The organism is Paraburkholderia sp. MM6662-R1 (assembly GCF_050436245.1).
Lineage (GTDB): Bacteria > Pseudomonadota > Gammaproteobacteria > Burkholderiales > Burkholderiaceae > Paraburkholderia > Paraburkholderia tuberum.
Genome location: NZ_JBNDLV010000001.1, coordinates 2,779,700 through 2,801,908 on the forward strand (window position 1 = coordinate 2,779,700; position 22,209 = coordinate 2,801,908).

The following is a 22,209-nucleotide window of genomic DNA, read 5'->3' on the forward strand; positions in this document are numbered from 1 at the left end:
TGGGCGGAGGACAAGTAAAACGTGGGTGGAGGACAAGTCACGTCGATGAACTTCGACAGAACAGTTGCGTCACGAGAACGATGCCGAACGCAGCATCTGCAGCTTTGTACGTCCTTGCATCAGGCCGTGGCCGGACATGCCGCAGAGTTTCAGCATCCTCATGAACGGGTTGATAGGCCGCAAGCCGTGCTCTGAACCAGATGATTCGCCGGCGAATCCCGGTTCAGCCAACCAGCCGGCGATAAGCACTAAGGTGCCGAACGAGACCTTGTTTGTCACCACGAATCTCGCTCAGCCGGGCGAGGTTGAAGTGAGCGTCGGCATGCGTCGGGTCAAGTTCTATGCATCGCTGATAGGCTGTCGCCGCAGCGTCGTAACGTTTCAACTCTTCGAGAACGACCGCGCGGTTGAAGTGCAGTAACGCGTCATCCGGGAAGTGCCCTAACGCCCCTTCAAAAACGGACAATGCCTCATCGCAGCGGGTTTCTGCCTCGCAGAGCAATACGCCCAGATTGGTAAAAGCGTGGTAATGCGGTGATGGCGCGAGCTCCAGCACTTTCCGGTAGGCCTGCTCTGCGCCAATAGCATCGGTTCCGGTCAGTTGTTCTGCGAGTGCAAACCATTCCTCCGCTTGCTGTTCCCGACTCGCCAGGTTTCGCGGTGCCGAGTCGAGGAACGCGACATCGCCACGAATAGGTGCGACCTCGAAGTCGAGCAGGTGCTGGCCCGAGGCCGCGTCCCATTGGGCCTGTCCTGACCTGACAGCCACGGTCTCGCCTACCGATGTGATTCGGATTCCAGACAGGGGAAGCTCGTCAGGGAGTTCGGCCTTTAGCTTGGCAAGCGCCTTCAAAATCTTCCGTGATGAGATTTTGGCTGATTGCAACTGAAATGCTGTGCGCAGGACCACTACATCCTGGAAAGAGAACCGAAGTTCGTTTCTTCGGCCGCGTGCAGGGTGAACAAATCCGGCTTCAATCAGCCCAGATAGCACCCGACGCGAGACCCCCAGCAGCGATTGAAGGCTGCGCAACGAGTAATCGTTTGACTGATTCCGTCTGGTCACTTGCGTGCTCGAACCTTTGCCGGTTGCGCCTCTTTCACATCGGCTTTCGGTGTGGCTCGTTTGACAGGGCGCCTTGGTTTGGCTGCCAACACTTCGACGTCAGCGGCGGTGGTCTTCTTCGTTGCCGTTGTCCTGGCCGGCGCCGTCTTCGCCGGTACGTCCCGTTTCGCCTTGTTGGCGCTGAGACTCGCCCGAAGCGCTTCCATCAGGTCAATTACCTGGCCGCCCGACTCACTCGTGGACTCCTCTGGAGACACAATCTGCTTGCCCGCGATTTTCCGGTCGATGGCCTCGAGAATCCGCTTTTTCTCCTCGTCCTCATAAGCCGACGGGTCGTAAGCGTCTTCGGAGACCTGGTCGATGATTTGCAGCGCAAGCTTGAGTTCCGTGGCGGTTACGGGCGCCTGCTCGATATGCAAATCGCTCAATGCACGCACCTCATCGGCAAACAACAGTTGCTGGAAGACCATCCCGTCTTCAGCCGGCCTTATCTGAACGACTCGGGTCTTTCCCTTGTACGACCATTTGGCGAGTGCACACCGTTCGCTTTGGCGCATCGCCTGCTGCAGCAGACTGTAGGGTTTGCCACCCCGTTTGTCCGGCGCAATGAAATACGCCTTGTCGTAGTAGAGCGGGTCGACCGATTTTTCCGGCACGAAGGAGACAATTTCTACAACGTGCGTAGCACCCTCTTCAAGCGCCTTCAGCTCGTCTGCAGCGAAGACGACGAACTGTCCCTTCTCAAACTCGTAACCCTTCTTCATGTCGGCGCGAGCCACCACCTCGCCTGTCGCCTCAGAGATGTACTGCTGCTTCACCCGCCCGCCTTCTGGCGTCAGGAGATTGAAGCCAACCCCTGAGGCACTCTCCGTGGCCGAGTACAGTTTGACCGGGATGGAAACCAGGCCGAAGGAAAGCGTCAGAGACGCGATGGAACGAGCTGCCATGAACTTCTCCTCGTAGCCGGCGGGCCGGAGGTCGCGCGGCTTCTGATTACGGCTGCACAAGCCACCGGTCGGAGGTCAGTCGCTATCCTCCCGGCTTTTTTGCAAGCTTAGCACCGGAAAACCAGTTTCTGGAAAGCCGAAACAAGTGCGGCTACGGGATGCCCCTTCCCATTGAAGAACATTCGGTCAGACGACAACTCACAATGGATACGACCGGACGGAGCGGATTTGCTCCCCTGGAGGTCCGGTTTTTTGGAATGCCAATGCATTGACGGTTCTTCCCCGCACGGAGGCTCTGCGCTGATTTGCGCTCTTGGCGCGGCTCTACCATCGCTCGCCTTCTTGCCGCGCAGGCTGATGCCGCTTCAGGAACAGCCGTTGCGGCCTCTCGGAACACAAACCATCAGGAGTTGGAAATGGCTACCCATCCTACCCAGCAACGCGCGGCCGACGACAAATCGGAAAAGGACGTCGATACAGCTGTCGAAGATACGTTCGCTGCGAGCGACCCGCCGTCGACCGGTGGAGCGACGAAAATCGGGCCGGACGAGAATGCTGGAACGCAGACAGACAGCGACGTTCCAGGAACAGAACCGGACGAAGACGTTCCCGATGAGGAGACGCCTCCGGAGCCGTCTCCCGGCGACCAGCCGCCGGACGAAAAGGCACCGTGACGGGTATATATCCGCGTGTGCAACGAGACCCGAGGCTCGCCCGATTTGCGGCGGGCCCATCCGGGCTGGCAGTAAAGGGCATGAGCTGGATGCGTCGCGCCGAAGCAGTGTCCCGTGGGCCGCCGTCGGCGATGTGGATACACCGTGCGGAATCAACGGCCCCGAGCGGCGCTAGCTCTTCCCCTGACCTACTGGCCCACCCAAATGTCGGTGCGGCGGATGATTCCGCCTCCGGCTGGTTTTGAAATGCAGCGGTGGCGATGCGCGACAATTGTCCTGACTTCGTATGCCTCCGGGTGACTGGAATCTGACACCGAGCCGCACCGGCTAGAATACCGACGGTTTTCGAGCCGCACATCGGTTGAACAGGCCGACGACGAGCGACCGGTCGCCTAGCCTGCATGCTCGCATCTCTTTGGCATTGTCCCCTCAATACGCTCGCCACACCGAAGTTATTTCGCGCTTGAAGCAACGCCAATTCTGACCTTGAAATTTCGAACGCGGATGTAGTTGAACGACTTACTCCCGGTGCATCTCGACTCCGGCGGCGTCGCACGAGCCGGCACGCGTCGCTGAACTGGCAGCAGGCGCCGCATGCCACCGGACTCAACCGGAAAGCTCTGGCGGCAACCCTGACGGCTGGAACGCGTATGGTCCTAGGGCGCTCCAGCCTCGCCCTCGGCGACAGCGTCGTCACGCTCCCGATAAATCGCCGAATGCACTGACGATAGAGCGCCGCCCTCAGCGCACGGCCGCCGAGTACGAGGAACAACAAAGCGTCTTCGAGGGCGCAGGCCGGCGGTTGTGCAAGGCGGCATGCTTAATGCGCAAAATCGATATGTCCCTGGGTTGCTGCGCTATGGCTCTCATTCTCCTGGTCGACGATGACGGTGAATCACTGTGGATGCTTCAGCTGGTTTTCGAGCGAAGTGGTCACCGGGTGCTGCTCGCGGATAGCGGTGAACCGGCGCTGGCGTTGGCGGGGCGCCATCTGCCTGATTTGATTATCACCGACTGGAACATGCCGGGAATGGACGGCATCGCCCTCTGCGAGCGGCTGAAATTTTACCCTTCACTTGCGCAGATTCCGGTGCTGATGACATCTGGCGAGTTGCCGCCCAAAGATAAGTCCGCGCTGTGGAACATGTTCTTCTCCAAGCCCGTCGACCTGAAAGCCCTTGAGTCTGCCGTCAGCTCGCTCCTGGCCCGGCGTTTGTGCTGTTCCAAAAAGAGCGTCAATGTGCCGGCTCCGGCGCCCTCGCGTTGGGCCCCGATGCCCTCAAGGTATTGGGCGTAACCGGTGAACGAACGGCATTCCGAGAGCGCCTCGCGTCTTATCTTGAGGGCGCCATGTACCGAAGTTCGCGTCGGCACCCGCCTGCGGAGGTATGCTGCTTGCTCGTTACGGAGGCACCATTTTCGATGGAGGTGAATCATGGGCTCAATCAACCCGCAAGGTGCTGCCCGAGGCGGAGCGAATATCGTGGGCGGTGGCGTTGGCGAAGGACCGGGACCAGACGTCATGGCTGCCGCGACGCTCGACCGGACCAAGGTGATGTCTTCAGACGGCGAACACGTGGGAAAGATTTCAGACATCATGCTTGATGTCCGCAACGGACGCATCGCCTATGCAGTGCTGTCTGAAGGCGGTTTCCTTGGGATGGGGTCTAACCTGCATGCCATCCCATGGAGTGCGCTGACCCTCGATACGGACCAGAAGTGTTTCTTCGTCGACATCACGGCCCAGCGCCTCAAGGAGGACCCGGGCTTCGACAAGGACCACTGGCCCGCCATGGCAGATGCGAAATGGGGAGAGTCAACATACAGCTACTACAACCGGCAGCCGTACTGGTCCGCGACCCAGGAGGTGGTGGAAAGTGACCCAGCTTTCCGGCCGAGCGAGCATTAAACACTAGCGGTAAGCGGTCCAGGGCGGAGGGCTTCTCTGCCGCTCCAGCGCCTATGCCACTATGGCTTGCTTCGGTGGCATAGGCGCATTGCTTTCCTTAACCACCAGACGCGCGCGAATAATCGCCACTGCAATCTGTATCGCGCTCGCCGCGAAGACGGCGAAAGCGTCATGGTGGGCGTACTGCCGGAACTCACCCCTAGTAGGTTTTTTCATTTCACTACTGGAGGCCGGCGAGCCCACCGCCCCTTTTTTCTGCATCTGCTTTTTCGACTTGCTGCCAGAGTGACCCATCGTGTTAGAGCCGGACGCGCCAGACATCGTGTCCGTCGCGCCACTCGCGTTCGGCGTGCCCATTCCGGTGCCGCCCTGGCCAGCACTGCAGGACGGGCACCCGGAATATCTCGTCGCGATGCTGAGGGCTCATGCGCTGGATTGCGTTATCGGACGTATATCGCACGAACACGCTAGCGAGCTGCGACAGGGGATTCTTTACACCCAGCGACTGAAGCCGCCAACGGGCTCCGGACGCTCACGCCCAAACGCGGTGCCCACGCCGCCCATGCGCGACTGTTCCGATGTGAACACCGGGGCCGAAGGCATGAGAGTCAAGCCGTTTCCGGCATTGACACCGCACGTCAATTAACACTTATTTTTTTGTGCCAGCCGTGACTTGTTCAACGGCCTGTCTGGTCGCCCTGTTTGAGGCGGAAGCTGCTGCGTCAACGTTGTTTCCGGCAATCTCCAGTGTCTGTGCAGCGGCCTTTTTTCCGGCTTCAATCGTTGCGCTCGTCGTCTCGCTGGCGGACCTAACAGCTGATTGCAACGCGTTCATAGCGGGTTCGCTTCCCATCGGTGCATTGCTTGCGACCGTATCGACAAACGCTTGCGTATTCTGCTGTTGCTGCCTGAATTGGCCCTCGGCGCTCCCGGCCAGTTCGGCCTGTGCACTGAACATGATGTTGTACACATGCCGCCAGTAGGACTGTGCTTCTTCCATGGCGGCTTGCGCGCGCTTTGCCAGCAATGCGAACAGCTCCTGCGGGTCGTTGGCTGACAACGCCGTGCTGATGATTGCCTGATTTTCGGAGAGCGTCGATTTAGCCGCCCGCAGGTTCAGCTCAGTCAGCTTTTCGATGCAGCCGAATGCCTTGGTCCATACATCGGACACGGTTTCCAAACTGGCTCTCTGCGAAGCCACCGCCTGTTTGCTGGAAAGACTGCTCATTGCAACCTCCATCTGGGTAACGTGGCGAGTGGTCCGTGAAGCCACTTGAAGGAATCTGAACGACACGCCACAGGGCAGGAATCAGCGGTGCAGCAAGGCTTGGTCCCGGGAACGCGTGCAACGTCAGCTTGTGCTTTGCGTTGCATACAGCGGCGCGCCATCACACAAGGCCCCAGTTATGCACGACGATGCACGGCGAGACAGCTTCCCTTACCCACGAACGACACGTACCGACCTAGCATCCAATCTGGCGAAAGACTCAGCGCGGTACGTGATGGAGGTCGACGCTCCTGTGCACAGGAGCGCCCCCTTCTTGCAGGATGCACGCGACGGTTCGCTCGCAGTATTCTGTGTCAATTCGGAGAGTGGCTGCATTGCCTAGGCGGACTGGCGCCACTATCGGTTTTTCGTCGATGATGAGCGCCATCGGAGCACGCAACGACAGTGCCGCCAGGCGCGTTATGGCATCAAACGACGACTCCGTTGGCGTGTCGGAGATGCCGAACCTGTGCAGTCCACGCAAACGCTCGCACTCGTTCGCGGGACAGAATGACCTTCATAAACCGTCACCCTTGTGGCGTGATGGGTCCAAGATAAACTTAAGGCGCAAAAGATATACCTCGTCGACTTGGAGGCGATGCACGGAAAGAGTGTCGGCCTGGCACTTCTTTTGCGCTACGGAGCATGAAGCATAGTTCGCGATGGAGGCCGACATGAGTAGGGGAACTCGTCGATGGGGCCTGAGCGCCTCAAACCGGCACGCTCTCCGGCACGCAGACGCAGAGATTTCAAATCTAGAAAAAGCGCTGGCGGCGGACGGGACGCACTCGATATTTGCCCAGACCTATTGGCGACGTCGTCTTCACGAAATTCACGCAACGCCGGGGCTCGGGCTTGCCCAACGTATCAAGCTGGAAAAGCTGCTCAGCATCCTGGAGGGACACGAGAAACGGTAGAAATAACGTGCGGAATTGAATGGGGTTTGCGCCTTGGTGAGAGGTTGTCGGCCGCGAGGCGGATGATGCACCGCTGACATTGGTCCGCGATTTCCCCGCGATGTGAGCATGCAGTTGAACCCGGACTCACTGTCAGCAAAGTCACCCGGGCGGCCAAGCCGAAGCTGCCGCCGCCTGTCAGATAGTCGCACAGGCAGACCCATCACATCGGGTCGTTGCCTCCCTCAGGAGGAAACCATGACGAATCAACGAAAGGGACAGACGCGCGACATGCGCCGCGACGATGATAAAGATGAACGGCCTGGAGACGCCCCGAACGCCTCTGGCTCACCTGTGCCTGACAGCGCTCCCCCACTCGTGCAGTCAGAGGACGATGACGCAATGGTTGACGAAGACGCGCCGGGACAGGAGTCGCCGAGGCGCGGTGTTGCGCCGGAACAGACCGTTTCCAGCCAGGCACGCAACGAGAGGAGATAGCTGCAGTGGACGACCGATTTGACCGACGCGAACCGCTGCTGCACCTCGGGGACATGCTCGAAGTTTTGAGCTGTTTAGCCGGGACCGGTCGGCCGGATGCGCTGGTAGTGGAGCTTGCGAAGGAACAGGATTTGTTACAGGACTTTGAGTTCCTCCGCGCACTTGCGCGGAAGATGACAGTGGGCGAGTTCAGCGCACGCGTCGCTAGTGCGTTCTTCCTGTGGCCAAAGGAGCTGCTCGATACTGAACTCAACCGCAATGCGCTCGCGTCAACCGTTCAGCATGACCTCATTGACGGCAACCCTGACGGCTGGAAGGCGTACGTCGCTCACATGCAGAAGAAGGTGAAGTGGTTTGGGACCGGGTTTCCCCAGATGAGAAGGGACGCGTGGGCCGAGCCGTTGCACGACGCCGCGGAGGAAAAGAGTCCAGTCGGGGTCGCGTCGCCCGCGGAGCGGGATGCGCCCGGCTAGCGGAAGGGCGGGCCTTGTCCCGAACCAAAGCCGACGACCTGACCGATGCCGTCGCGACGTTTCTGCCAGACTCAAGGTCAACAGCGCGCCCCGGCTCAGCCTTGGCGACATCATCGTCAACGACGAGGTCTGTCTCGTGAAACGAACCGGCGACAAATTTGACGACTCTTCCGCGGGACGGAGCCGTCGACTGGTCCACGCGTTCACCGAGCCTGCAGGCATGCGCTAGTTGCTTGTCGAGTGAGCCTGTCGCGATGTTAACGCCGCGTGCAGTCCGCTGTTACCACTACTGGCTGTTTTCTTTTGGGCCGTACCGTGGTCTGTTCACGTCGCTGTTCGCGCCGCTACGGGTACCCATATTCAGGCCATTGGCCTTCCCGCGGTTAGAACGTCCGGTCGGAGGGCTGCTCTGCATCGCACCGACGCCACCGCGCGCAACATTCGGCGAACCGTATCCACTGTCGTTCGGGGCTGTCATCGAACCGACCCCCGGTCTTAACGTCCCGCCAGCAGTGCCGCCCGCGTGCACGTATGTGATTGCCGCCAGCGCCATCACGAGGGCCGAAGCGCAAAACGTCCTATTGTTAAGTTTCATGGTTCACCTCCGAAGAGGGGATGTCGTGAAAGCGACTGCCGCTGACGAACGAAGTGCCGCAAGGCCCGTGCCTAGGGCCGCTGATTCGTCGCTTTGCAACGGCAGGCAGGCGATACAACAGACAACGGACGCTCATTCCGTATCCGAAAATGCCGCCCTCACAACGCCCCTTCGCATAGCTGGCGCTCCGCGGCGGCCTGCAGTGCAGCGGACTGTCGATTTCTTTTGCTTTGCCGTGCCTACAGCAACGCTTGGTGCTACCGGTACCTTGGCGGCGGAGGCAGAAGTCACCCTCACGAGAGCCGCCGTATGCCAAAGCGGCTTGGGTGGGGACCTCTTTTTTCCTTGCGTTACCTACGCCTGTTTCCTATCCTCTGAACAATGGAATTAAGGAGCTTCTTGTGTCCCAGATAAGAAAAAAGGTTTCCGTGATATTCACTGCTGCTCGCCTGAGTGCACTCGACGACCGTTCGGCAAGCCGGTTTCGAGGTCGGGTCGGGCAGGTCATAGCGCATGAGCCCACGGGAAAGCACGTAAGCGTCGAATTCCCGGTGGATGGTGAGCGGCGGCCTGAACGGCTTGAGCGGGTTCCGCTGGAATACCTTGAGGTCGTTCATGCGCACTCTGGCGCGGCAGCCCCCTCTCCTGCACACTCACCGCACGCTAATGCAGCTCGAATGCAGCACTCGGCAAGGTTTAAGCGAGACACCTGACGCTTTCATTAGGCCTTGGAGCCACCGCGCTTGCACTTTCAGGGGCAGCGGTGGCTCACGTCGAAGTTACCGGCGCTGCCCTCAAAGAAGGATACGGAAACTGTGCACCGGCAGCCCGTGTCGACCGGTGCGAATAATTGAGCCCATCATGCACCTCCAAAACAAAACCCAAGCCTTTCGAACTCCGCGAAATCGACCCGCTTCACTTCCCGGGAGAAAAACGCCGCAGTGATTTCTGGAATTCTTCTTCGGACTGCACCTTGTCCGCAAGCGCGGCCTTGAGACCCTCCTCGGCATCATGCAACAGGACGAGCCGACCGTGCTCGGCTTCGAGAGCGTGGTAGTAATTCAGCTTTCGGGCGTCGACAATCGCGACGTATGCCGAACCATCCTTCGTCAAGATTTTTTCGGCACCTGCGACGACGCCTTCCGTGAGCTCAGTCAGTCACGAAGAGGTGTCGCACATCAATCTGCTCGTCGCTGGCACGAGTGGACTGATAACCTGGCATGCGAAGGCAATGGGGACAAACTACCTGTCCGCCGGAGCGGCTTGTTGGCGAGGTCCTTGACTTGTGGTGAGATTGCGAGACTGTCCGACACGACGAGCATTCGCAGAAACTCGCCAGTCTCAACAACAACAGCTTTCGTACGTTCTTGAGCGTTGTCATCTAGGTTTCTGAAAGTGGGCAGCAAAGGAAGCCCACGAGTCCCGTCGCGCGTGTCAACGCTGCGCTAGCTTCCGTCAACGCTGTGTACCTCAGCAATTCGAGGCCCCGTCGAGGGGGCGCCGCATGACATCCGTGTATGACGCTGCCGCTCTCTGAGCCATCAAGCCTCGCGGCGAAAAAGGCGGCGCACGATGTAGGTAGGTCCTTCATCGTCGAAAGCGTCGGCGAAACTCGGCCTCGCTAATTACGCGCCCGGTCTTCGCATTGCTGAGGCCAGAAACGGCGTCAGCGAGTAGTAGCTCCTTCGCGCGTTGACGACTCAGCTTGCGCTTTTGCATGCGTTGGGTCGTGATGTATTTGACGCGAGCACACACATTCATGGTTTCGGCCCACGCCCATGGAACCAGGACCCAAAAGGAGCGAGGTATGCCGCCGGCACGAGCGCAGTAAGCCACACCCCATTATCCGAACGAGTGAATTCGTGGCCGTCCGCATGCATCTGTGCGGCATCGACCACCAGTACCAATGGCGGACCGTGGCGAGCACCGACCCGCGTCGCCGTGTCTACGTCTGTGCTTAGATGGACGGCGTGCCTGGTCCGAGGCGTCAACCCTTCATCCGAGATACTCTCCCAGTTGCTCCAGGCGGTGCCGTGATAAAGAACAGTAGCCGGTTCCATATCGGCATATCCAAGGTCCACGGCTATTGAGTGACCCTGCGCCGCGCGTATCCGCAGGCCATCCGGAGATAGCGAAAAGCGCCGTTTCTCGTTTGTGGCCACGACCGCCTGTATGATGTCTTTGGTGATTGTTGGCAGTGTTCTTAGTCGCTTCGTGGCGCCCCCGTTACGCGCGGCACGTTCGATTGCGCGTATCAGCTCATCAATAGATACCCAGCCTTGGCCGTCGAGACGGATACCGACTATCTCGGGTTCGTGGCGCAGAATCTTCGAGAGAAGTCTGCTAACCGCGACGTGGTCGGTTGGGAGCTGCGAATCGGCTTTCATGTTCATGTAGATATGTGTCCGCGGGAGTGTCCCGAACTAGCAGTGGAACCAAGCTACGAATCCCCAAACAGTTCTGTTCTGACAGCCTAAGGCAAAAGAATCGGGAATAGCGTTGCCATGGTTTCCCGTGGCGCCAGCGGTGGTTCGCCAAAAATACCGTAGTGTCTCGACCACTTATCGTTGAAAAACGCCGACGCCTCCTTGAGCACAGTCGCGTGTGAGCGTTTGCCATCTAACCTGGCGTTCGGCCCAGCTGGTCGCATTCGGCTCATTCCTCGTCAGCTGTTGAAGCTTGGTAGGCTTTTGCCGCAGCACGCCGGTCGGCCTGATAGTCCAGCACTGACGCCTTCATCACGAATCGGTTGTTCCCCGTTTTGTGGTGAAGCTTGAGTTTTCCTTGCTCGAGCAGCTTCACCACATGTGGACGGGAAACGAATAGCAGCTTCGCAGCGTCGGCGGTGGACATGAAATCGTCGGCGTCAGCCCGCCGCGAGAAGTGCAGGCTCAGAATCTCGCCGATTATTGCGTCCACGCCGATGGAGAGTTCCCGTTGAACCTCGGCAGGTACACGGGAGCCCAGATTCTGAAACATTTCTTCCAGACGCTTATGAGCGAGTGCCATCGCGTCGGCTTCGGATGGCGGTGAAATCTTCGCGTTCGTCGACATTGTGGCTCACCTTCTCTCAAAACAACCATCCCTACGCGCCTGAGTAACGTTCAACGGGGCTAGCTCGCAGCCGCTGCGGCGTTGCGTTCGCTTCAATCCATTTTCTGCTGCGTGGCGCGCAACTGCTCCAGTTCCTTGCTGAGTGCGTCAATTTGTGCTTGCATGCCGGCCGCTCGTTTCAGTAGCTGTCCGACCTCATACCAGTAGGCATATCCTAAGTCCCCGTCCGCCAAGCCCAATTCGTGAAGCTTGCGAAGCGCAATTTCGAGGTCGAATGCCCTATCTGGTTTCATTTCATCTTCTTCAGTCGATTTGGCGGCGCTGTCGTCGCGCTGACGTGGCGAGCGTCGAAACAAGATTCCCTCATTCACATACCTCTTCTTGACGCGCAACACGAGCAGCGCGAGGACGAATCCGCATGCCGGCACGACCAGCAAGGCCTGATTCCTGAGAGCGAATTGCCAGATTGCGTCCATGGCCTCTATCGGTGCATAACTGCCTCAGGCGGTTTCCGACGACGGAATTCCTCAGCGTTTAACGAATTCTGCAGCGGCGCGTAACACTTGCTTCCTGTCACCATAGAAGAGTGCTTGCAACGGTGTCAGGTCGCCCAGCGCCCAGGTGGGCGTTGTGAAAAAATTCCACTTGCTCCAACCTGTCAAGTCACCGAGCGTTCGCACAACCTTGGCTAAGTCCTTTCGGCGGATTTGCTCAACCAGGAAAAAAGTCGGGAAATACGGTTCACCGCCGACGTCCACACTGAAGATGCGCCGAGCAGCGACGTCCTTGCTAAGCCTTTGGTCTGTGATACCCATGGCTGCACGAAAGTCAGACTCGTGTATTAGTTTTGCTTTGGCAACCAGGGATGCTGGCGTCAACTTCCGTCGAGTTGAATCAGGCTCCTTCCGCCGGGGAGCGCTTCCGTCACGATTTGAACTCAGGTCCAGGTTTAACACGGTGGCTAGGCCGGCAACTCGAACAAGCGCAAGTTTGAAACGGCGGCCGAGTTCCGCAGCCGGAATTTCAAGAAGCGCTTGAGCCCCCACAGGGTCGAACAGGGTCACTGCGACCGCAGCGCTCCGCAAAATCTGTAACACGCGGGCATCTTGGGACGGAGGTTCACTTGTTGAGCTGTTCGGATGGCGCGGCATGGTCTTCCTACCTCGATACGCTATTCGTCAGTCCGTGTTGCGAACAACTGAACCACGCGAGTGCATGCTGTGAGTTCTTCAGGTCGCTCGACAATCGGATGTGCCCAGAGCCCTGGAAGCGCGGACGCTGATGCGTCCAGGTCGACGTTCGAAGGGTAGTGCCTGAGAAGGCCAATCGCGACTGATTGCACTAGACCCCGAATCGTGACTTCTTCTGCATTGCTCAGCATCTGTAGAAAATCCCGCGCATCGACCACAGCTTTCGTACGTTCCGCTGGCGTTGTCATATCTTTCCCTCCACGAGCAAATCGGTAGTCACGTCGGTGTATGAAGTTATCCCATTGACCGCGCACCAACGCTCCCAGATGTATCGACCGTCTGCTGAGCAACCTCGAGGGCCGACCAGCTGATAGACGCGACCAGAAGAGGTGACGCCACGCCGTAGGGTAAGGTCGAACTTCCGAATCGCAGTGCTGACTCGCCCTGTGTAGTCGCGAACGTTGTTGCCCACAAAGTGTCTTGAGCCATTTTCTGTCTTGAAGATTTGCCAGTCAGAAATGGATATATCGGGTTCAGTGCTGACGTCGGGAACACTCCAGACAGGCATAACAGCCTCCGTTTTTGACCGCCGAGAGGTCAACGCAGACATACGGCCGCGTTCATCAGAGTCAGCATCAACGATGTAGATGCCACTGCTGACCAAGCCAGGCAGTTCGTCAGGTATCGGTGATTGGAAGTCGGTGAGCGAATTCAGACCTCGGCAACCTCGGCCGAAAACATGCGCTGCGACTGGCAATGGGACGTCTACGAAGCGAAGAACGTCATTGACTCTCGATGTTGATGGCCATGGACCCGCACTTGTCATCCAAGGCTGTAACACGACGTAGACCAGCTGGAATTCTGCTTGATGTGGTCTTGCGGAAGTGCGAAATTTTTCGCATACATTCAGTCTAGTACACCAACGAAAATCTGCAACCCTCCGGCGGCAAAGCGGGCTGCTCACGTCCGAACTGTACTTCTCGCTGCCTCAGCGAGGTCGTCCTGGTCTATGAATCTTTCGAGCGAGTTTGAGTTCAGCAGGTACAGCAACTGAAGAAAGAGACTGAGCGGGAGCGAGCCATTCTGGATTTGCGTGTCCAAGGTCTTCGCCGCCATCACCGTGCCTAGTCTCGACAAGCTCGTGGTGAGGTCTCTTGCAAGTTCTGGCGGCTGGCTGGACATCTCGGCCCGTGTTACGGCGCTGGCTCTGGCATCCCAATCTTTTCTGCTACGGAGTGCATCGACCCATCGTTCTGGAACACGCGCTCCCGTGACCGACAAGATGTGAAGGAAAAGGCTCAACCTGAGCGTCCCGCGTGAGATACGCGAAACGATGGCCCTGTCTCCGCCAGTCTCACCGTCGTTGGTCAATGCCTCGACCAAAGACCCGTAGGTGTAGTCTTTTCGAGCGAGTGCTACACGGGTAACCCGTGATGCAAGGCGAGCCCAAGGAGTGTCTGCTTCACTCATAAGAAAGTTCGCGCACAGTAAAAAGTTCTTGCGTTTCGAAACCAATGGACTACCCTTAAGTGCGAAATATTTCGCACTTAACTGCGGGGCTCAACAGAAGCACTAGAGCCGGACGAAGCGGCAAGCCCTACCTGTTGGAGATAACTTCGAGGCTCCTCACGGAGTATATCGCCAGCTCTGGCGCGCTTACACGCGTACTTGCGAAAGGGGGTCCAGATGGCCCCGCGGTCTATTCTCTACGTCACGGTCGAGGGTGTCCTCGTTCCCAGCGTCGCCAATTCGTGCCGAATCTCGGATGCAGCGCCTCGCTCGCTGAAGGAGGGCGAACACGTCGAACGGCTCGAAGACCTACTTGCGCACAATGAACAATTCGCGATTGTGCTCAACTCAGGCCTGATAGTTCAGCTCGGCTTCCGTGCCATCGTGCAACTCTTCCCGAGCGCGCTTCGTGGCCGCATCGTCGGCGCTACCTTTCCAGGCAATCGGTTTATCCGCCGATGTAGATTCGGACGTCAAACAGGCAGGTGTACTTTGCTCTCTGCGGACGTTGAACGAAGGCAGCCGGACCAACTAGCCGTGTTGGAGCAAGACGCCCGCTGTGTCCCAGTGCCGCTTAGAGACCGAACCGTCATCGTCCCAAAGGGACTGTGGGCTGCGACGCGTGAAGACTGGAACCGATTACAAGAACTGCTCACGCAATAAGGTTTGCCAACACAATAGCGCGCGGAACAGTAAAGCCGATTTAGTGCTATACGTTAATATAGGTTTAAACCTGTAAAATGCCTATTACTTGATTTTTTCTGTCTGAATATATATTCAAATGGCTAAAGCGCAAATACGCTTGATAATTATTCTGTCTGACGAATTGTATTGAATATAAATGGCCTTTCCGTCAACTCCAAGACCAATTCAAAGAAAAAAACACGTTTTTGAATGAAAAACTATTGACGGGTAGCAATTCGTGGCTACTATGTTCGCAGGTGTCTGGTTGGTAACAAAAACGTAATCAGAGGCCGGGTTGTACAAGTCGAACTGAAGGATGGGAGTTGCAGTAATAGAAGTTGCAGTAGAAGTTGCAGTAGTAGTTGTAGCAGGTGAGATTGTGAGTCAGTTGAAATGGCTCGCTGTCTTGCAGAGTACGTGGCAGCCGTTTATGGCTTGGCCGCTGGAGTCTCTCTTTGGGGAGTTCTGTCGCCGTATGGCGATGAGACTCCCGATTGAGAGGCGTCAACTCAACCGACTGCGCGCCACTGCTGAGTGGAGCGTGAGGAACTGCTCATGTTGTCAGCCGTCGACCATCTGCTTTCTCGGCCCTCGTGGCCCGGTCATTCCCCGCCAGCGCTCGCTCGGCGACCCAGATGCACTGAGACCAGTGCGCTAGCGCCTTCGACACTCGCTCTCCAATCTTCCGCCTGGCCGATGATTCGTCATTAGTCTGGCGGAGGGACAGCCACGGCCGATTGGTTCGAGTTGCATTTATATCGACTCTCGTCGAGGAGAGCGCTCGCGCATAAAGCCGTAGATGCGGTGGCTTTCACCCGTCGAGATAATCTGACAAGGAGAAATATGGAGTAACCGCCTAATTGAATTGGTCGGGACGCGTTGAACTGACCAGAAAAGAAAAATGGGACGGTAGCAGCCGTCCCACTTATCCCGTTGCGCGTTATCAAAAAGACGCTGCGCCCCTAACACGCGCGTAGTTTCTCAAATGATAGCGCCAATGTCAACGCTCGCTCTCCGAAAAATGGTTTTTAAACCAGAACGGAGATATATGGCTGCCTATCATATGAGGAATTCAATGAATTCGCCGCATTCATCACCCGACTTCTGCGCTCAGACCATTACAGACTTTAGCCGCCCGGTCACTCGACCGTGTAAATCAGACAAATGGATTGGTGGCTCCGAACCGGCTTTTTTCCCAGGTCGTCTTAGCATCGGATGCTTCGCGCCGGGCAGGCACCTCTCACAGCAGGCGTCGATTTGCAGTCGTCGTCGCATGTATAGCGCGGCAACTGTTCCAGCCCCATTAAGCGGGGGCAAATAATGGAGACGACGACTGCGACCGCCATTGTGCGGACAACCGATGCTGCGCCGAACTCCACATCAATCGAGGTCACCCGAGAACCAGTAGCGTTAGGCAGCTTCGAATGAAGGCAACCGCGTTATGGGCGTGGCTCTACCGCCACGACCGTGATTGGCTTGTTGAGCATCAGCCGCAGCGCGCCGCGCGTTTTCGTAGCCGAGGAGTTCGACCTTTGCCACGATGCGTCCGAGACGCTATCTACAGCGAACGCGCCGACCCTCGATACTCCGCATATGGTCGCGCTCCATTGCCATCCGCTTATCAGATGCGCGTCGCACACGGGATGAGCGAGGCCGCCTTCAATCGCGCCGTCGCGCAGTTCGGTGGCGTTGGTGCTATGGCAGTCACGCCGGCCAACAAAGAAGTATTTCACTCGCGCCGAATTCAGACCGCCGTGAACGATTTCGGCCTCAGCTTCTCTGCTGCAGCCACCGTTATTGCTCGAGCGGCGGGACTCAGAACGGCGACAGTAGAACGTCAACTTTCTCGCTGCGGCCTTCCGGACCTGGAGGTACTCCCATGATGTATGCGCCGCTGCTACAAACGTCTCTGCCTCCGGAAGAGATGTTATCGACGTACTTCACGAGGATAGGAGCATTGACACCGCATGAGATTCGGACCTCAGGGTGGTTTGCACCGAGCGGCCTCGATGCGCTCATTGCCCCCTTCCGCGACTTAATCGGAACGTTCGAGCAGGTGTCGAGAACGAACACGCATTTGCCACTGCAGACGCGAGTCATGACACCGCGAGACATCGACGTGTATCTGGCCCACTGCAAGACTGAGTACAAGGGTGGCATCCTGGCTTTGATTGGGATGAATGGGCAAGGCAGCGGATGGGCCACCCCTGTACTGGCGTCGTGCCCAGAATGCGTGAAAGTCGACCTCGCTCCATGTGGCACTCCCTTCTGGAATCGTAGGAACTTGGTCGCGGGCTTGCGGTATTGCTCCGGACATAAACGGCCTCTGGAGAGTGCATGTGGAAACTGCCGCGAGTATTTCAAACAGTATCCGGAGCGAAGTTCGAGTCCAAACAAACACTGCGGCTGCCGCCTCCGGCCTCTCTACGGGACTGCTGGCTTATCCAGCAGCGAAGAAGAGGGGGAAATCGAGATGCATCGAATTTCAACGCTCCTCTTGAATCCCGACTATCGGCCAGACATCCGGCGCGATGCGGTCTCTTGGGCCATTTCCCGAAAAGCAAGTGAACTGGGACTGATACTTGACAATCGTCCGCACCTCGCGCGCATAGCAGAGTTGCTGAATGAACATTCAATGCGTTCGTTGCTGCAACGAACAAGAGTTCTCGCAGACAAGTCTTCCCTAAGCGACCTCCTGATGGGAAGGCGAGTCTACGCTAACCCTGTTCAATGCATCGGACTGCTCTCGCTGATGCATGGCACGTGGCTGAATTTCGAAAAGTGGTTGACCAACAATCCCTCTCCAACGGACTCCAAGATGATTCAAAACGAAAAGCCTTCTCGGACACCGTCTACAGCAACACTAAAATTTAAGAAATGGGCCAGCAAACACGAAGAAAGGCTCTTTTCAGAATTCTGCGTGAAGTATGCGCAGGCGCGCCAGGTGCATCCGAATAAGAACCACACAGAAATAGTCAAATCGTTGCGTCGCTCACATGGTCGGATTACCAGTAAATCGAAGCTTCGTGAGGCCGGAATCGACGTGCCGGAATTTTCGCATAGCCGAGAGACTAAGGACTACGAAAAAATTGACCGCTCCTTACACTCTCATGTTCTTGCCCGTGCCAAGGCTCTCATTGAAGATGGATTTCCGAAGCCGATTACCCGTCCAGTTCTAACACAAGGCCACGAGCACGCGGGAGATGTCGGCAATTTGCAAAAGCATCTACCGCGCACGAAAGCCGCATTGGAGGCGTTTGTTGAGGACCGCACCGCGTGGCGACGCCGGCTTGGTGGTGCATCTGGGCCGGGGTCGCGCGTCAAAAGAACGCAACAAAAGCGGGAGACCAAGCAGGAGGATTTTTCTTTTGTTCAACCCGTGACCGGCGTGACGTCGGTCCAGTAATAGGAGAAAGAATCATGATGCAACATCGCGATGGCTCTCATCCCACTCGCCGTACCCCTGGTCACAAATCCATGCCACCGAAAGTCAGTGCGCACGCACTTCGTGACACGGATGTCACGCGTGTTGCGCTCAAAGGCGGCAAGCGCTATGCCAGATTCGAGCGCGGACCGGACGTGACATGTTTGTCCTTCGTTCCAATCGAGCTTGGGAGGGAGCAGGTCGTCGTCAAGTCGCGCTCTCGGCTGGTTGACGATAGAAGCAAGGCCAAGGACTTTCACCTTCGTGATTTGCCCCTGCCGTTTGAGACGCCCCCCAACGTTATGCTGCCGCCGGTCGACGATTACGGATGGCCGACAGGTGAGAAATATGAACCCATCCTCGAAGCTCGTACGCCGATGTCAATAGGCACCAGGGCGACGATGCTGGGCGTGAAATTTCGCAGACGTTTCGAAATGCTGTCGATGGGCGAGCTCGCTGTACAAATCGCCCATATGTTCAACCCTTACGTAGTTGATTTACGCGAACAGTATCCGGTCTACGACCCGAGGGACTTTTGGCGTGCAAACGCATCTGGGCAGCGCATGCAGAGAAGCCAGGTAATGACGATTGACCTTGTCGTGACCTACATACACCCCAACAGCAATACCCTTCGTTATCACGCCATCTCAGTAAAACACGCAGGCTACGAGCCTTCACCAAAGGACCGCGTACGTGAACAAAAGGAACGGAGGGCGATGTCAGCGCGGGGTTGGACCTGGGAACTCATTCGCGCCAACGATATTCCGCGCATCGAAGTTGAAAACTGTATGTTGCTGCTCTCTTTCATGCGTCACACGGACGCTCCCTCCTCTTACGAATCCGCGCGCATTTTCGCTCGCTGCTTGAAACACAGCAGCGCGAAGGGAAAGATGCTCTCGGTCGTCAGCCGTATCGCAAAGCGATTGCGCATTGAGCCCGATGAGGGGTTCAGGCTCTTTGCTGTTGCCGTCGCGTACGGATTCATTACGCTCGACCACAGCAAGCGTCTCAAGCTCCATGAACCCATCGCCCTGATTCGCTGAGCAAATTCCAGGCATGCTGTTCTTTGCAACAGGATGCCTGGCGTTACCACTCCTCGGAGAATGCAAATGTCAGACCCAGATTTCGCACCCCCGGTGCGCAATGTCACCGACACAATGCTCGGCCGGCGGATACTCGACCATCATTACCTTAACGGCTGGCCAGGGAACCTCTTTCGATTTGCGCTGTTTCGCCGTGCGCGTGACCCCGACGGCGTGGCCTACCGGGCAGTCGCGTGGGACCCGCAGAGCCGCCTTATGCACGTCCTAAAAATTGTTGCAGACTCTACACCGACCGGGGTGGGGAAGTGGGAGAACTGGGAGTTACCCAACCCTAATGCTGCACTGGAAGATGCTTACCCGATTCAGGACACAATCACTCCTGTCGAGCTATCTGACCTCAGCAAGGAACTGCCAAAGTCGAGCCTTGCGGGTTCTGAGCGCCGGAAATCCCTCGTCGAATCCTTCTGTTTTGTAGACATTGACTATGAAGGCCGCAATCGGCGTCTCTTCAATCCATTCATTCAAACGGACCGGAGCGAGCGGGCTGCCGCGTTGACCTATGTCTGCGAGAACTTGAGGCAGCCTCCTGGGTACCAGACTTATGTTCTCGAGCTGTTCTACCGCTATGTGTACTTCGGCGGAGTGGAGCGCGCGATGGCGAGGCTGACGCAGCGCCAAGGGAGACCCCAGGTTTCTCGTGTTGGTGTCAACGTCAGGCGGCCTGGACCTCGAACGTTTCAAGAAGAGCAGGACGTGATGAGGTCGAAAATAACTGGAGAAGAATCCCGCCAACGACGTGGTCCTATTCGACCGTCGGACATCGTTAAGTTTGTCTCGGCAATTGTTGAGTTCCATATCGGCGAAAAGCAGTCGCTGCCCATGACGTATGCCAACATGGTTAAGACGCAATACGGGCGCTACCCCGCACGACTACTTCCTGGCGAGCATCGGTTCTTGTACCACTGCAGAGAGCATCTCCTTGAGCAAAACGATGCGGAGAAGAAAAGACTTGGACCCCGTTTAACTGAACAATACGCGAGGTCAAGAACGGGCCAGGCGAGCTGGATGACATTCGGCTTCAACCTCGAAGTAGTCGACGTCGACGGTTTCATCGCCAAAATTCCAATAGTTGCGATGATTGCTGGCAAGCCTCAGAACGTTTTCGTGACAATCATGTTTGCTGTGTCGCGGCGTACCGGAGCGGTCGTGGGCTACGAGATTGAGATGCGGCATGAAAGAGCCGAGTCATTTCGCAGATGTATCGCATCGGTCTATATGCCAAAGGCCGAACGTGCCCAGCAGCTGGGCTTAACAAACACTCGAGGCCTGCTGCACGGAAACATCGACGCTGTCTATTACGACAATGCCGGTATGACGAAGGAGGTCATCCAGACCGCCTGCGAAGAAATGCGCCTCACGCAATTTGTCGCTCCGCCAGCCAGGGGTGACTTGAAGCCAGTTGGGGAGAGTCTGAACAACGTGATGGTGCATCTCTTTCTTGAATTGAAAGGAGCTTTTTCGCGACAGAGAGACATCTTTTCGCGCGAAATGCGACGCATCAAAAGGGACGACGAGGCCATTACGGCCGAACAATTAGGCCTCTTTCAAAATCCGAGTGGCTGGTTTGGCGGGTCAAGTACGGGCGTCAGCCCGGCGAAGCGAATACTTGACGCGCGTTGAAGAAGTAAGCTGGGACAGGGCTGGTTGCGGCAGAATGCGGCAACCAGCCCTGCAAGACAACGTGAACCGATGAACCAGACCCAACTGTTTGAAGCCGCCTTGGGGATCAAGGCGCCGTGGTACGTGCAAGGCGTCGATTTCGATGCCGCGCGGCGTGAGCTGACCATTGCCGTGGACTTTGTCGCGGGTACGCGCTTTCCATATCCCGGTGTGGCGGGCGAACACCCGGCTCACGACACCCAGATCAAGCGGCTGCGGCACCTCAACTTCTTTCAACATGAGTGCTATCTGGAGGTCCGGGTGCCGCGGGTACGTCTGCCGGACGGCTCGGTGCGCCTGATCGAACCCGACTGGATGGGCAAGCTGGACGGCTTTACGCTGCTGTTTGAAGCACTCGTGCTGGCGCTGTGCCGGGAGATGACATTTGCCGCGGTGGCACGCGTGGTGAACCTGTCGTGGCATCGGGTGAAAGCCATCTGTGACCGTTACGTGGACCTGGCCGTGGCCGCGACTGACCTGTCCGAAGTCACTGCGGTGGCTATTGACGAGACTTCGTGCCGGCGTGGCCACGACTATGTTTCGCTGGTCGCCGACATGGACGGGCGGCGTGTGGTCTTCGTCACGCCAGGCAAAGATGCCGGCGTTGTCGAACGCTTTGCCCGGCACCTGGAGGAACACAACGCAACGCCTGCGCAGATCGAGTCGGTCAGCATCGACATGTCGCCCGCCTTCATCAAGGGCGTCGAGGAGCATCTGCCCGATGCGCGGGTGACCTTCGACAAGTTTCACGTCGTCGCGCACGCGTCCAAAGCGCTTGATGGCGTGCGCCGCGCGCAGCAGAAAACCGATCCGTCGCTGAAGGGTATGCGCTGGTCGCTGCTCAAGGATGCCGGGAAGCTCGATCTCGCACAACTGACCGATCTCGAGGCCCTGATCAGCCAGTACACCACCAACCGCACCGCGCGTGCGTGGATGTACCGCGAGCAGCTGCGCGAGATTCTCGATCGCAAACAGATCCACGTCGTCTCCAAAATGCTTCGCCGGTGGTGCGGCAACGTCATGCGCTCGAAAGTCGAACCCATGAAGGACGTCGCGCGCATGATCCGTCGTCATTTCGACGGCATCATCGCGTGGGCGCAGACGCGTCAGACCAACGGATTCATCGAAGCGATCAACGGCCTGTTTCAGGCCGCCAAACGCAAGGCACGGGGATACGCCAGCTTCAAGACCATGCGCACCGTGCTGTTTCTCATCGCGGGCAAGCTCGACTTCTCAGCACTCAATCCGCATGCCTCGTGAG

General features: G+C 57.5%; 20 protein-coding genes and 1 pseudogene. 10 read left to right on the plus strand and 11 right to left on the minus strand.

Going from position 1 to position 22,209, the window contains the following annotated elements:
• Positions 1-223: 223 nt before the first annotated feature.
• Together OKW39_RS13075 and OKW39_RS13080 are read right to left on the minus strand one after the other, a co-directional pair.
• On the minus strand, positions 224-1,066 hold the full coding sequence (locus tag OKW39_RS13075; protein ID WP_429551343.1) for a tetratricopeptide repeat protein: 843 nt from the start codon (positions 1,064-1,066) through the stop codon (positions 224-226).
• Positions 1,063-2,013 carry a Ku protein gene (locus tag OKW39_RS13080; protein WP_429551344.1) on the minus strand — a complete coding sequence of 317 codons (951 nt, stop codon included), beginning with the start codon at positions 2,011-2,013 and terminating at the stop codon, positions 1,063-1,065. The genes OKW39_RS13075 and OKW39_RS13080 overlap by 4 nt, the downstream gene beginning before the upstream one ends.
• 416 nt (positions 2,014-2,429) lie before the next feature.
• Here OKW39_RS13080 and OKW39_RS13085 point away from each other — a divergent pair, with 416 nt between their 5' ends.
• The 3 genes from OKW39_RS13085 (at position 2,430) to OKW39_RS13095 (ending at position 4,596) form a co-directional block, all read left to right on the plus strand.
• The gene (locus tag OKW39_RS13085; RefSeq protein ID WP_429551345.1) at positions 2,430-2,687 is read left to right on the plus strand and encodes a hypothetical protein; all 258 of its coding nucleotides are present in this window, start codon (positions 2,430-2,432) and stop codon (positions 2,685-2,687) included.
• An 823-nt stretch (positions 2,688-3,510) separates the two neighbouring features.
• Complete coding sequence (locus OKW39_RS13090) at positions 3,511-3,984, plus strand: response regulator (RefSeq protein WP_429562836.1); 474 nt, start codon at positions 3,511-3,513, stop codon at positions 3,982-3,984.
• Between the two features lie 138 nt (positions 3,985-4,122).
• Positions 4,123-4,596 (plus strand): PRC-barrel domain-containing protein, encoded by a 474-nt coding sequence (locus OKW39_RS13095; protein WP_429562837.1) that lies wholly within the window; start codon positions 4,123-4,125, stop codon positions 4,594-4,596.
• Between the two features lie 51 nt (positions 4,597-4,647).
• Here the strand turns inward: OKW39_RS13095 and OKW39_RS13100 are convergent, their stop codons facing one another.
• Together OKW39_RS13100 and OKW39_RS13105 are read right to left on the minus strand one after the other, a co-directional pair.
• The gene (locus OKW39_RS13100; RefSeq protein ID WP_429562838.1) at positions 4,648-4,953 is read right to left on the minus strand and encodes a hypothetical protein; all 306 of its coding nucleotides are present in this window, start codon (positions 4,951-4,953) and stop codon (positions 4,648-4,650) included.
• Positions 4,954-5,245: 292 nt separating this feature from the next.
• Complete coding sequence (locus tag OKW39_RS13105; RefSeq protein ID WP_429562839.1) at positions 5,246-5,824, minus strand: phasin family protein; 579 nt, start codon at positions 5,822-5,824, stop codon at positions 5,246-5,248.
• Positions 5,825-7,262: 1,438 nt separating this feature from the next.
• Here OKW39_RS13105 and OKW39_RS13110 point away from each other — a divergent pair.
• On the plus strand, positions 7,263-7,730 hold the full coding sequence (locus OKW39_RS13110) for a hypothetical protein (RefSeq protein ID WP_429551350.1): 468 nt from the start codon (positions 7,263-7,265) through the stop codon (positions 7,728-7,730).
• A gap of 1,510 nt (positions 7,731-9,240) precedes the next feature.
• On the opposite strand, the gene OKW39_RS13115 is transcribed toward OKW39_RS13110, so the two are convergent.
• The 7 genes from OKW39_RS13115 to OKW39_RS13145 all read right to left on the minus strand — a co-directional run bounded on the left by OKW39_RS13115 (position 9,241) and on the right by OKW39_RS13145 (position 14,039).
• The gene (locus tag OKW39_RS13115) at positions 9,241-9,438 is read right to left on the minus strand and encodes a hypothetical protein (RefSeq protein ID WP_429562840.1); all 198 of its coding nucleotides are present in this window, start codon (positions 9,436-9,438) and stop codon (positions 9,241-9,243) included.
• 644 nt (positions 9,439-10,082) lie between these two features.
• Positions 10,083-10,718, minus strand: a complete 636-nt coding sequence (locus OKW39_RS13120) for an RNA 2'-phosphotransferase (RefSeq protein WP_429562841.1) — start codon at positions 10,716-10,718, stop codon at positions 10,083-10,085.
• 262 nt (positions 10,719-10,980) lie between these two features.
• A complete protein-coding gene (locus tag OKW39_RS13125; RefSeq protein ID WP_429562842.1) occupies positions 10,981-11,379 on the minus strand; it encodes a helix-turn-helix domain-containing protein in 399 nt (132 codons plus the stop codon).
• Positions 11,380-11,471: 92 nt separating this feature from the next.
• Positions 11,472-11,855: a hypothetical protein gene (locus OKW39_RS13130; RefSeq protein WP_429562843.1), complete on the minus strand. Its 384-nt coding sequence runs from the start codon at positions 11,853-11,855 to the stop codon at positions 11,472-11,474.
• A gap of 51 nt (positions 11,856-11,906) precedes the next feature.
• A complete protein-coding gene (locus OKW39_RS13135) occupies positions 11,907-12,443 on the minus strand; it encodes a hypothetical protein (RefSeq protein ID WP_429562844.1) in 537 nt (178 codons plus the stop codon).
• Positions 12,444-12,550: 107 nt separating this feature from the next.
• Complete coding sequence (locus OKW39_RS13140; protein WP_429562845.1) at positions 12,551-12,817, minus strand: BPSL0761 family protein; 267 nt, start codon at positions 12,815-12,817, stop codon at positions 12,551-12,553.
• A 712-nt stretch (positions 12,818-13,529) separates the two neighbouring features.
• Entirely contained in the window at positions 13,530-14,039 is a 510-nt protein-coding gene (locus OKW39_RS13145) for a DUF6471 domain-containing protein (protein ID WP_429562846.1), read from the minus strand.
• 2,102 nt (positions 14,040-16,141) lie between these two features.
• Here OKW39_RS13145 and OKW39_RS13150 point away from each other — a divergent pair.
• The 6 genes and pseudogenes from OKW39_RS13150 to OKW39_RS13175 all read left to right on the plus strand — a co-directional run.
• Positions 16,142-16,261: pseudogene (locus OKW39_RS13150) on the plus strand (TnsD family Tn7-like transposition protein); the annotation flags it as partial.
• A 144-nt stretch (positions 16,262-16,405) separates the two neighbouring features.
• Complete coding sequence (locus tag OKW39_RS13155) at positions 16,406-16,645, plus strand: hypothetical protein (protein ID WP_429562847.1); 240 nt, start codon at positions 16,406-16,408, stop codon at positions 16,643-16,645.
• 590 nt (positions 16,646-17,235) lie between these two features.
• A complete protein-coding gene (locus tag OKW39_RS13160) occupies positions 17,236-18,168 on the plus strand; it encodes a hypothetical protein (protein WP_429562848.1) in 933 nt (310 codons plus the stop codon).
• A 14-nt stretch (positions 18,169-18,182) separates the two neighbouring features.
• On the plus strand, positions 18,183-19,229 hold the full coding sequence (locus OKW39_RS13165; RefSeq protein ID WP_429562849.1) for a hypothetical protein: 1,047 nt from the start codon (positions 18,183-18,185) through the stop codon (positions 19,227-19,229).
• Between the two features lie 66 nt (positions 19,230-19,295).
• Positions 19,296-20,909 (plus strand): hypothetical protein, encoded by a 1,614-nt coding sequence (locus OKW39_RS13170; protein WP_429562850.1) that lies wholly within the window; start codon positions 19,296-19,298, stop codon positions 20,907-20,909.
• 69 nt (positions 20,910-20,978) lie between these two features.
• A complete protein-coding gene (locus OKW39_RS13175; RefSeq protein WP_429562555.1) occupies positions 20,979-22,208 on the plus strand; it encodes an ISL3 family transposase in 1,230 nt (409 codons plus the stop codon).
• The last annotated feature ends 1 nt before the right edge of the window (position 22,209 follow it).

What these genes read in the sequence shown, in the direction of transcription:
- OKW39_RS13165 (WP_429562849.1), top strand. Translation starts at nt 18,183, where the DNA reads ATGATGCAACATCGCGATGGCTCTCATCCCACTCGCCGTACCCCTGGT.
- OKW39_RS13120 (WP_429562841.1), bottom strand. Translation starts at nt 10,718, where the DNA reads ATGAACATGAAAGCCGATTCGCAGCTCCCAACCGACCACGTCGCGGTT.
- OKW39_RS13100 (WP_429562838.1), bottom strand. Translation starts at nt 4,953, where the DNA reads ATGGGCACGCCGAACGCGAGTGGCGCGACGGACACGATGTCTGGCGCG.
- OKW39_RS13090 (WP_429562836.1), top strand. Translation starts at nt 3,511, where the DNA reads ATGCGCAAAATCGATATGTCCCTGGGTTGCTGCGCTATGGCTCTCATT.
- OKW39_RS13105 (WP_429562839.1), bottom strand. Translation starts at nt 5,824, where the DNA reads ATGAGCAGTCTTTCCAGCAAACAGGCGGTGGCTTCGCAGAGAGCCAGT.
- OKW39_RS13175 (WP_429562555.1), top strand. Translation starts at nt 20,979, where the DNA reads ATGAACCAGACCCAACTGTTTGAAGCCGCCTTGGGGATCAAGGCGCCG.
- OKW39_RS13130 (WP_429562843.1), bottom strand. Translation starts at nt 11,855, where the DNA reads ATGGACGCAATCTGGCAATTCGCTCTCAGGAATCAGGCCTTGCTGGTC.
- OKW39_RS13080 (WP_429551344.1), bottom strand. Translation starts at nt 2,013, where the DNA reads ATGGCAGCTCGTTCCATCGCGTCTCTGACGCTTTCCTTCGGCCTGGTT.
- OKW39_RS13125 (WP_429562842.1), bottom strand. Translation starts at nt 11,379, where the DNA reads ATGTCGACGAACGCGAAGATTTCACCGCCATCCGAAGCCGACGCGATG.
- OKW39_RS13170 (WP_429562850.1), top strand. Translation starts at nt 19,296, where the DNA reads ATGTCAGACCCAGATTTCGCACCCCCGGTGCGCAATGTCACCGACACA.
- OKW39_RS13145 (WP_429562846.1), bottom strand. Translation starts at nt 14,039, where the DNA reads ATGAGTGAAGCAGACACTCCTTGGGCTCGCCTTGCATCACGGGTTACC.
- OKW39_RS13155 (WP_429562847.1), top strand. Translation starts at nt 16,406, where the DNA reads ATGAGCGAGGCCGCCTTCAATCGCGCCGTCGCGCAGTTCGGTGGCGTT.
- OKW39_RS13095 (WP_429562837.1), top strand. Translation starts at nt 4,123, where the DNA reads ATGGGCTCAATCAACCCGCAAGGTGCTGCCCGAGGCGGAGCGAATATC.
- OKW39_RS13160 (WP_429562848.1), top strand. Translation starts at nt 17,236, where the DNA reads ATGCATCGAATTTCAACGCTCCTCTTGAATCCCGACTATCGGCCAGAC.
- OKW39_RS13085 (WP_429551345.1), top strand. Translation starts at nt 2,430, where the DNA reads ATGGCTACCCATCCTACCCAGCAACGCGCGGCCGACGACAAATCGGAA.
- OKW39_RS13140 (WP_429562845.1), bottom strand. Translation starts at nt 12,817, where the DNA reads ATGACAACGCCAGCGGAACGTACGAAAGCTGTGGTCGATGCGCGGGAT.